Origin of the sequence: Craterilacuibacter sp. (assembly GCF_051659485.1) — a bacterium.
Lineage (GTDB): Bacteria > Pseudomonadota > Gammaproteobacteria > Burkholderiales > Chromobacteriaceae > Craterilacuibacter.
The window spans coordinates 1-2129 of record NZ_JBOFOO010000239.1 but is presented as its reverse complement, the minus strand read 5'-3'; the positions used below and the strand labels follow the sequence as shown (position 1 = coordinate 2129).

The 2129-nt window shown below is 55.3% G+C and carries 3 protein-coding genes; all 3 read right to left on the bottom strand.

All coding sequences use genetic code 11. The features are described 5' to 3' along the window. Positions 1-1244: IS66 family transposase (gene tnpC, locus ACRC1E_RS08480; protein ID WP_438514665.1), on the bottom strand; the 1244-nt coding region annotated here is incomplete at its 3' end. 30 nt (positions 1245-1274) lie between these two features. Next, positions 1275-1622 (bottom strand): IS66 family insertion sequence element accessory protein TnpB, encoded by a 348-nt coding sequence (gene tnpB, locus ACRC1E_RS08475; RefSeq protein WP_438514664.1) that lies wholly within the window; start codon positions 1620-1622, stop codon positions 1275-1277. Further along, positions 1619-2020, bottom strand: coding sequence for an IS66-like element accessory protein TnpA (gene tnpA, locus ACRC1E_RS08470; protein ID WP_438514663.1), 402 nt, complete (start codon positions 2018-2020; stop codon positions 1619-1621). The genes tnpB and tnpA overlap by 4 nt, the downstream gene beginning before the upstream one ends. Between the last annotated feature and the right edge of the window lie 109 nt (positions 2021-2129).

Sequence of the window (2129 nt, the reverse complement as noted above, 5' to 3'; positions counted from 1 at the left end):
AAGGCCTTAGCCAGCTCTGAGTGACGCGAGAGCGACTGCATCCTATCCCGTAACCAGATCTCCAGCTCTTCCAGTAAGGGCTTTGCCCGCCGTTCTCGTTCTGCCAGCCGGTGTTCTGCTGACATGCCGCGCAGTTCTGCTTCAAGGTTGTAAAGCTGACCAATTCGTTTGAGGGCTTCGTGTGTGTTGTCCGATGGCGTTCGGATATGCACATCATGGATCTTTCGCCTGGCATGAGCCCAGCAAGCTGCTTCCTTTATCGTGCCGGCGGCTCGGTCTTCACGATATAGATCATTAAATCCTGCGTAGGCATCTGCCTGTAGGACGCCGCTGAAATCGGCAAGATGGCTTTGCGGATGGACTCCCTTTCTATCAGGCGAGTAGGCGAACCAGACGGCTGGCGGCAGTTCGGAGCCTGCGTTGCGATCATCGCGTACATACGTCCACAGACGCCCTGTTTTTGTCTTTTTATTGCCGGGGAGCAGTACCGGGACCGGCGTATCGTCTGCGTGTAGTTTGCCATCGGTCAGCACATACTGCCGCAACGCATCCTCAAGCGGTGATAGCAATCTGCAACACGCATCCACCCAACCAGAGAGCACTGAGCGGCTCAGTTCCACACCCTGACGGGCATAGATTTCCGACTGGCGATACAGTGGGGTATGCTCTGCATATTTGGAGGTGAGTACCCGAGCCAGAAAGCCAGGCTCGGCGATCCCCCGCTCGATAGGGCGTGATGGCGCTGGCGCTTGTGTGATGAAATCGCACTGCTCGCAGGTGTGTTTCTCCCGAACCGTGCGGATGACCCGGAAGGCACTGCGTATCAGCTCTAACTGCTCAGCAGTATCTTCTCCAAGGTATGACAGCGTTCCACCACATTCCGGGCAGACTGCCTCTGTTGGACGCAGGCGGTGCTCATTGCGAGGAAGGGCCTGAGGGAAGGGTTTGCGAGTGCGGGTCTGGCGAAGTGGCCGAGGTACTGCTGGGTCATCGACCCGGCCGGTGATGGCGTCACTTTCCTGCTGAAGTATCTTCAGTTGCGCTTCTGTCTGAGCGATACGACGAGCGAGTTTCTCGGACTGGCTGCCAAAATACATACGCCGCAGTTTGTCGAGTTGCGCAAGCAGGCGCTCAATTTCACGCTCCCGCTCTTCCAACCTGGCATGCAAAACACGATTGAGTGACTCCTGTTCGGCCAGGAGTCGTTTCAGTCGCAGGATTTCGTCGGCTAGTGATTTTTCCATTCCCATGCATCTTACATGGGTGATCACTTTTTACAACATGGTCAATGAGTTAGCCAGGCGCTTTGGATGGCGCCAGTCTATCCCCTCCAGTAGCATGGCCAGTTGTGCAGGCGTCAAAAAGACTTTGCCATCTCGAGCCGATGGCCAGGCGAACCGACCCCGCTCCAGCCTTTTTGTCAGCAGACACAGACCATCACCGGTAGACCAGAGGAGCTTAACTTGACCCCCTTTGCGGCCCCTGAAGATAAAAACATGCCCCGACATGGGATCATCCTTCAACGTCATTTGCACTTTCGACGCTAACCCATTGAAGCCATTTCTCATGTCTGTGATACCGGCCACGATCCAGATCCGGGTGCCAGCAGGAAGATTGATCATACGCGCAGGGTCTCCAGGATCATTCGTAATGCATTGGTATCGACGGTGCCATCGATGACGACCATTGCACGCCCCAGTCTTATCTCGATGGTGCCGGATAGTGTCGGTTCAGAGGCTGTATCTGACGTGAGCGTTTCGGGCTGCGGGGTTGAAGGCAAGAGTGGCTCTGTGGATGAAGGGGGCAACACCAGTTCGATGGGATATAGCGCAGGGGATTGGGCTTTGGCATCACGTCGCCATTTGAACAAGAGGTTTGCATTGACCCCGTGCTCCTGTGCGAGTTTTGAGACGGAGACGCCGGGCTGATTGGCGGCATCGACAAGTCGCTGTTTGAATTCTCGCGAGTAATTTGCTCTGCCTTTACGGCTGCTATTGGTACGGCTATTGGTGTACACCATCTTTGGTTCCCACTACTTTTTAGTGGGAACTACTTTGTCCACAACTGCCTCCATTCACCAGACGGTAGTGGCCGGACGCTTACGGCGATGCTTTCCTTCAGGCCCTTTC